At 37.8% G+C, this 8,208-nt stretch carries 4 protein-coding genes; 2 read left to right on the top strand and 2 right to left on the bottom strand.

From position 1 onward, the window contains the following. Positions 1 to 16: 16 nt before the first annotated feature. Positions 17 to 1,702, bottom strand: a complete 1,686-nt coding sequence (locus tag AC27H3_RS11620; protein WP_487106388.1) for a S8 family peptidase — start codon at positions 1,700 to 1,702, stop codon at positions 17 to 19. A 669-nt stretch (positions 1,703 to 2,371) separates the two neighbouring features. Here AC27H3_RS11620 and AC27H3_RS11625 point away from each other — a divergent pair. Together AC27H3_RS11625 and AC27H3_RS11630 are read left to right on the top strand one after the other, a co-directional pair. Beyond that, complete coding sequence (locus tag AC27H3_RS11625) at positions 2,372 to 4,777, top strand: S8 family serine peptidase (protein WP_487106390.1); 2,406 nt, start codon at positions 2,372 to 2,374, stop codon at positions 4,775 to 4,777. A 537-nt stretch (positions 4,778 to 5,314) separates the two neighbouring features. Next, complete coding sequence (locus tag AC27H3_RS11630) at positions 5,315 to 6,013, top strand: phosphoglycolate phosphatase (RefSeq protein WP_487106391.1); 699 nt, start codon at positions 5,315 to 5,317, stop codon at positions 6,011 to 6,013. Here AC27H3_RS11630 and AC27H3_RS11635 read toward each other — a convergent pair. Beyond that, entirely contained in the window at positions 5,993 to 7,471 is a 1,479-nt protein-coding gene (locus AC27H3_RS11635; RefSeq protein WP_487106392.1) for an FAD-dependent oxidoreductase, read from the bottom strand. The two genes, AC27H3_RS11630 and AC27H3_RS11635, sit on opposite strands and share 21 nt — an antisense overlap. Positions 7,472 to 8,208: the final 737 nt, after the last annotated feature.

The raw sequence follows: 8,208 nt of genomic DNA on the forward strand, positions 1-8,208 counted from the left end.
CTTTTAAGTTATAGAATTATTGAGGCTCTACCCAATTATTAACGTTGATTGTCGTTACTTGGTTAGTATCAAAGTTCATCTTCCAAATTAATGCATCTGATTCAAGACTCATCTTCCAAATTAAAGCGTCTGTTTCAAAGTCCATCTTCCAGATTAACGCGCTTGTGGAAGCATTTGATTGAGCTGCCATATTAGGATCATTAAAACCCATTTTCCAAATTAACGCATCACCATTAAGTTGTTCTTGGTCAAGTTTCCAAATAAAGTCAGGTCCTAACCCTTCAACATAAAAGTCACCATCTTGGTTAATATTTACCGGACCATAAAAATGCTCTTCATCACTTAAGTCTTTTGCAATATCTAGCGTATTATTAGCACAGTTTAATGCTGAGCTCTCTATTGCATAATAAGCACTTACTAAGCCTGCACCTTGCTGAAATACACTATAACGCATACTGCCGTCTTGATTATCTGCGCTATAAGCACTATCCATTAACTTACATTTAACTTGATCTGGCGTTAATTCAGGGTTATCAGTTAACATTAAAGCAACAACACCTGAAACTACAGCCGCAGCTTGTGACGTTCCCGACATTTCAAAATAACGCCCACCATCATGATATTCAGGATGTTCGCTAACAATTTGTGAGTCAAAAGCCATTAACCCTGAAACATGACCACCAGGAGCTATAATATCTGGCTTAACAAACCCCTCTGGAGTTGGGCCAGCAGAACTAAATGTAGCTACTTTATCATCATTATAATTAAAAGCAGTATAGTTATCTGTCATTGCACCAACAGTAATGATATAAGGTACATTCCCTGGAACACCTATTGTCATTGGTGCAGAGCCTTTATTGCCGGCTGATGCAACAACAACTACGCCAGCTTGCCAAGCTTTCATTACCGCTTTGTTTAATGGATCTTCCCAGTAATTCGAACGAACAGGGCCACTAAATGACATATTTAAGATACGTAAATTTATTTGCTCTTTAACATCCAATGCCCAACTAATGCCACGTATAACGTCTGCATATGTTGCTTTACCTTCAGCGTCAAAAGCTTTTATGCCAACATGAGCAGCATTTGGCGCAACACCATATATTTGTCCGTAACTATCGTAATCACTATTTACTGCAATACTAGCGACATGTGTACCGTGCCCACTTTCTTCAATACCATGGTTACTGACCGTATCATTTATCGCATCATATGTGCCCCACGCTTTATCTCGACCATATAAGTCAGTTGATAAACCAGATAAATGCTCAAGGCCAGTATCTAAAAAGCCTATGGTTACGCCTTCTCCAAAGTTACCAGTTTGATGAACATAGGTAGCATCTACTTGTTCAGTTACAACCGACTTAGGTTGCCATCTACGTTGACCATAAGTTTGTCCATTTAACTTAACTTTATGGTTAGTATTTATTGTTACCGTTTGCTTTTGTTGTAAGCTACTTAGTTGTTCATCAGTTAAATCAACAGCCACAGAGTCAATAATTTTTAACTCATGTGTTGGTATCACACCTAATGCTTTTAAATTACCTTTTAATACAGAAAAATTCTTTGCACTGATGATATATGATTTTGATGTTTCATCGGTATTAGCTACCGATTTAAAACCTATGACCATTGCTAAGGTAAACACACCTGCAACAATTGAAAAATTTCTTATCTTATTTTGGTTCGAAGTGAACGACATTTTAATCCCCTTTGCCCGTTACATCTTATAAAGCTTTATTTAAAAACAGTAAGGTGAATAACTATATTTATTTACAATAACTAACAACGACTGAAGTTATGTCGATATCACTCTATTTAATCGCTTCATATAAAGCGATTTGTAAACATTATCACACCACTTAATAACTTTTAACTAGATATATGTATTTGTTTTTCATGTTGAGTAAACAAAAATATCCATCCTAACTAAAAAGTTGGATATTTTCTTAATCATAAAACCAGTAGCGCTTGGCATTACGATAATAGAGGTTGAATTTATATGTATTTTAAGTTCATCCGGCTATATATCATGCTAACTAACACTGGTTACTTTTAAGGTTTAAAATGTTCGCTTTAAACTTTCCTCGATACTATCAGCAACTCAAAATGCCTCTAGCAAAAATACGACTTTTTTTCACATAAAGACGACAAATAAAAATTTAAACCATATAAAACAGTAAACTAAAAAAATAATCAATATTAGCGCTTGTCGTAAATTTATCAAAAAAAGTCTTTTAATTGCTATTTTCATTACTTTGAAAAAGCCATGCTTAATTTCGATGATTAATCATCCTACGAAAAAAACAATACGTCCGATGTGGTATTTAGTTACTAGATTCAGCGTAAAAATAATGGGAGTTACCTTTAGATGAGAAATAACAAAATATTAGGGTTAAGTGTTTTATCACTTTCTATAATTGCTGCAACGAGCAACGCGCAAACTTTTCAAGCAGAAGAAATACACCTTACACCTGTAAGTGCTGTTAACACCCTAACAGCCGTAAACGCAGATTTTAGCCAATGGCGTGAAGATCAAAAATATCAAAACCATAATTTCACTGATCGCATAATTGTTAAATATAAAAATGGTTTCGAAGCACAAGCATTAAGTGGCTTTGCATCAGAAAAAGTATTACCAAAAGGTTTAGCGAAAAAAGCTGGCCATAGCCTAAAGCATTTAAAGAAACTTAAAAATGGCCGCCATATTATTTCCTTAGGTAAACAAAAACATATTAATGATGTAAAAGCTATGGTGCTTGAGCTGAACAGCCATGCAGATGTTGAGTTTGCTGAACCAGATTTAAAACGTTACTTAATGGCGCAAAATCAACCTTGGGGTATTGCTGACACGCAATCAGACCTGTTGTCTGATGATGATGCTGCCAACATGACAGTTTGTGTTATCGATTCAGGTTACGAACGTGCTAATCCAGATTTAAATGCTAACAATGCATCAGGTACTAACAATTCAGGTACAGGAAACTGGTACCAAAATGGGGGCTCTCACGGTACGCATGTTGCTGGTACTATTGCAGCTGTAAATAACTCAGAAGGTGTTGTGGGTATTATGCCTAACACTAATGTTAACTTGCATATTGTTAAAGTATTTAACGCTGCAGGCTGGGGTTACACGGGTGAATTAGTTGATGCGGTTGATACTTGTGTAGATAACGGCGCCAAAGTTATCAATATGAGTTTAGGTGGTGCAGGTTCAAGTAACGCTGAACGTAATTCATTACAGGCAGCAGCTGATGCGGGTGTTTTATTAATTGCAGCATCAGGTAACGACGGTGATGCTACATTGTCTTACCCTGCTTCTTACGATTCAGTAATGGCGGTAGGCGCACTTGACCAAGGTCGTCAACATGCAGAGTTCTCTCAGTATACCTCTCAAGTTGAAATTTCAGCTCCCGGTGAAGCAATTCTATCTACCGTTGCGGGTGATGGCCGTTTAGGTTACATCACACTAGGCTCTACAACATATGGTAATGATGAAGTTGTACCACAAACTCATTATATTCAAAGTGGTGGTAGCTTTACGGTAAGTAACGTTAATAGCTCAGCCAATGGCGTTTTAGCCGCTTGTACACTTTCAGGTAGCAGCTATAGCTGTTCAAACGTATCAGGTAACATTTGTCTAGCTGAGCGTAATGATAACCAAAAAGGGAGTAACTACCCGGAAATAAACCCTGCAAAAGCTTGTGCTGATGCTGGTGCCTCTGGGGTAATTGTTTACAGTAACAGTGCTCGTCCTGGTCTTCAAAACCCATTCTTAGTTGATGCAAATACTGACGTAACTGTTCCTACTGTATCAGTAAATCGTGACTTAGGTTTACAACTTATGGGACAGCTTGGTACAAATGCTAACTTGAACGTTGTAGGTGATCAGGATTATGCTTATTACAACGGTACATCAATGGCGACCCCTCATGTTGCGGGTGTAGCGGCAATTGTTTGGAGTAATAATCCAAGCTGTACTGCGACAGAAGTTCGTAATGCATTAAAATCTACCGCGATTGATTTAGGTACAGCTGGCCGTGACGATAAAACTGGTTTTGGTTTAGTTCAAGCAAAAGCTGCATCAGACTCGTTAGCTTCAAGTTGTGGTGGAACAACACCGCCACCATCAAATGGTAATGTGTTAGCCAACGGCGTGGCTAAAACAAATTTAGCAGGCTCAGCTTCACAACAATTAAGTTTTACAATGGAAGTACCAGCAGGTGCCACAGCATTAAACTTTGATATGGCTGGTGGTACTGGTGATGCTGACCTTTATGTTAAGTTTGGTTCTGCTCCTACAACATCAAGTTATGACTGTCGTCCATACAAAGGTGGTAATGCTGAATCTTGTCCAATTGCAACGGCACAAGCAGGAACATACCACGTAAAAGTTATCGGTTATTCCGCGTTTTCTGGTGTTAACTTAACAGGTAGTTTTACTGAGCCTTCAACGGGTGGTGGCACAGCTACAGGTGGTAGTGCATCTGTAACAGACATTACAGTTGCACGTCGTGCTTGGACTTACTATACAGTTGATATCCCAGCGGGTATGTCGACACTTGATTTTAATATGAGTGGTGGTTCAGGAGATGCTGACTTGTATATTCGTCGCGGTGCTAAACCAACAACATCAACTTATGATTGTCGCCCATATAAAAGTGGCAACACAGAGGCTTGTGCATTTACTAACCCAGCAGCTGATACATGGCATATAGGTATTTATGGCTATTCTGCTGCAAGCGGCGTTAGCTTAGATGTAACTTATAACCCATAAGTGGGATATAACTAGAACCCAACTAGTGTAGTAATTAGGGAAAGTACTTTGTGCTTTCCCTTTTTTTGGCTTAAATTTAAATATATAACTTTATAACAACAAAGCTTATCTACTTCACCTTTAGGTTTATATACAAAAGCTTAAATGAAATATGAATTGTCCTCTTGATATACTGTTATCAGCATTAATAGCACCAAATTTCCTGGGCAAAATTAAAAAGCAACTTGCTATATCTTTATCCTCATACCGGCTAAGATAATGAACCCGTGCTTATAATGCGTTATAGAATAAGTACAAACGAACTAAGAAACTTCATTCTTCGTGATTAACTTGCCCCACTCTAAAAAAAATTACTTCAAGGTTTCGCCAAAGTGTTAATATAGTTTTTAAAGTATTAAGCTGAGCAGGTATTTACTACCCTTTCACTTTTTAAGTGTCTGTTTTGGCAATAAAAGAAAGTAATCTAAAAGCTCGAACTCAATCCACATAAATTTATTACACACATACAACACCTTATAAAATTCCAGGAATGTACAGATGAAACAAAACAATAAAACTGTACTGTTATTCGATCTAGATGGAACATTGCTTGACAGCGCACCAGATCTAGCAAAAGCAGTAAACCATATGTTAGTAACACTCAATTTAAAAGAGTTCTCACAGGAAGTTATTCGCGGCTGGGTAGGTAATGGTGCTAGAACCTTAGTTGAGCGTGCTTTACAGCATTCCATTAAGCATAATGTTCTTAATAAAACATTCAGTGAAGCGGAAATAAGTAGCGCATTAGCGACATTTTTAAAGTATTACGAACGCAACCTTTGTAGTGAGTCTTTATTATATAAAGGCGTCAAAGAAACACTCATTGCGTTAAAAGGCAAAGGCTATCGATTAGCAATTATTACCAATAAACCCGCCGAATTTATTACACCTATTATTGCTGGGTACGATCTAACTGGGCTATTCGAATTATTAGTGGGTGGTAACAGTTTAACCGAGCGCAAACCACACCCGCTTCCATTGCTACATGCTTGCAAAGTATTAGACGTAACAGTAGACCAATGCATAATGATTGGTGATTCTAAAAACGATATTATTGCAGCTAGAGCCGCAAATATGCAAAGTATAGGTTTAACTTATGGTTATAACTATGGAGAAGATATTAGCGTTTTTAAGCCTGACTGGTGTTTAGACACATTCCCTGAACTACTGCCATTATTACATAAAGTTTTTTGCTAACTCTTCTGGGTAGTTCCTTTGACAAGCAAGTTTTACAGCAAGGTTAGTGACTTCGGTTTCAGTACATTCTAAAGTAACGGGGAAATAATGTTTTTGTAGGTATTCCCCTAACGGTTGTTTGCTCACTAAACCAACATCTTGTAAGTTTTGTAAAATAGCATCTGCTGCAGCTAGCGCCGAAGAGGCTTTTACTATTTCAGTTCGCGCATAGTGTTTGCCGTGAAACGAAACATCGGCAGCACGCAAAGTAGCGTCATCTCCAGGAATTTGTTGAGCACCGAACATAGGTTTAGCGGCAACACTTGCTTGGCTAAAATTAGTAATATAACGAGCAAGGTGCTCAATAGAACCTAGTGTTCTGTCGTTTATTAATGCTAAAGGCCAATCTTGATCAATTTTATTAATAAAACGCTTAGCTAATAATGGTTGTGCACTTTCGTCGTTACTTGCCACAAGGCCTTTCTCAAACAAAGTAATATCTTGTGTCATGCCATGTAGTTGAAAGTAACCATTTTGATATGGGGTCAACTGAGCCATACCATTAGGTGTGCCGCGTTCACCGTAGAAAACAACTTCTGGCCATAGTCCTTCACACTGAGGCCAATGAGCTACATACGCGGCTTTAAATTCGACCATACGTTGTCGTTTAGCTTGAAGCATGTCATCGATTTCACCACTTTTAAAACCGCAGGCATTAATAATGTAATCAAAATCAGAGCTAATTTTACTGCCACTTTTATTATCCACATAACTTACCTGCCATTTCTCATTTTCAAGCAATTGAGTAATATTAAATACTTTACTATCGAGCTTTAGATGACAGCGAGGAAGCTTCTCAATCGCAATTGCTGCAATGGCGGCTAAACGAAAAGCTGACCAACCATACTCTTGAACTAAAAGTACGGGATATTTCAACTTATCTAAGTCAACTTGTTGAGCAAATGCGACCAACCAGTCTTGAAAACATTTAGCCTGCTTAGGCAGTTTTTCATTTTTAAGACCCTCTAATGTATTACGGTCAAATGATAAGAAATAATTTTCTGGTTCACCCAAGACTTTGTTACTGAGATCTTCGGCTATTAATTTAGCATAATGTTGACTAATTTTTTGTAAGCGTGGTAAAAGATCAGCAACTTCACCGTGATCATTTTTTGGTAAAGCAATTATAGTAGGACGATAATTAATACTATGTGGGTAAACCTTGATTGAATCTATCGACTGCTCTAAAAGTGTTAAGCACTGTTGATCTGAAATTTCACGATATAAATTGCCACCAGCATGTAAATGACAAAATGGAGGTCCGTTAACCAAACTTTGTCCTTTCTCAATTAACGTAGTGTCTATCCCTAACTCTGCGAAACGCAAGGCAATAGTTGAGCCTGCAACTCCACCACCAATAATGGCAATTTTTATATCGGAGTTAATCAAAGGTGCTTGAGTAAGTTGGCTGTTTATCATATAAATTTAAATATAATACTTTGTTTTTCTTATTTTACTTCGCCAGACACCATTTGCGTAGGTTTAAATAAGATAAAATACAATTTTATACATTATTAATATCTGAAAGAGGTAGAAGGGAGACGTTAGCTGTAAGTTATAAGCTGTCAGCTTTCAGTAAAGATCTATAAGTGACTTTAGTCAAAGCTGTAAGTTCTAAGCTGTCAGCTTTCAGTAAAGGTCTATAAGTGACTTTAGTCAAAGCTGTAAGTTCTAAGCTGTCAGTAAAGATCTATAAGTGACTTTAGTCAAAGCTGTAAGTTATAAGCTGTCAGCTTTCAGTAAAGATCTATAAGTGACTTTAGTCTTGAAACTGACAGCTGACAGCTGACAGCTCAAAACTGATAGCTATATTTTTGTTTTTCAAACGACAGAAAGCAAAAAACCCGTAGCGTTAGCTACGGGTTTCTCTAAATAGAAGCCTAGCAATGACGTGCATGGATGCACTAATGCCGTGAGCACATGGATGTGCAGGAACGGTGTCCTACTCTCACATAAAAGAGAAGAACACCCACACGCTCTTTACCACCGGCGCTAACACGTTGAAGTGCATGGATGCACTAATTCCGCGAAGACAGGATGTCTAAGAGCGGTCACTTCTGAGTTCGGAATGGGATCATGTGGGGCCATTTCGCTATATGTATTTTATCAAATTCCAGATAGCAAAAAGCCCGTCACTTACGTAACGGGCTCTTCTC

Source organism: Colwellia sp. NW0002-52-1, assembly GCF_057550865.1.

What these genes read in the sequence shown, in the direction of transcription:
- AC27H3_RS11620 (WP_487106388.1), bottom strand. Translation starts at nt 1,702, where the DNA reads ATGTCGTTCACTTCGAACCAAAATAAGATAAGAAATTTTTCAATTGTT.
- AC27H3_RS11630 (WP_487106391.1), top strand. Translation starts at nt 5,315, where the DNA reads ATGAAACAAAACAATAAAACTGTACTGTTATTCGATCTAGATGGAACA.
- AC27H3_RS11625 (WP_487106390.1), top strand. Translation starts at nt 2,372, where the DNA reads ATGAGAAATAACAAAATATTAGGGTTAAGTGTTTTATCACTTTCTATA.
- AC27H3_RS11635 (WP_487106392.1), bottom strand. Translation starts at nt 7,471, where the DNA reads ATGATAAACAGCCAACTTACTCAAGCACCTTTGATTAACTCCGATATA.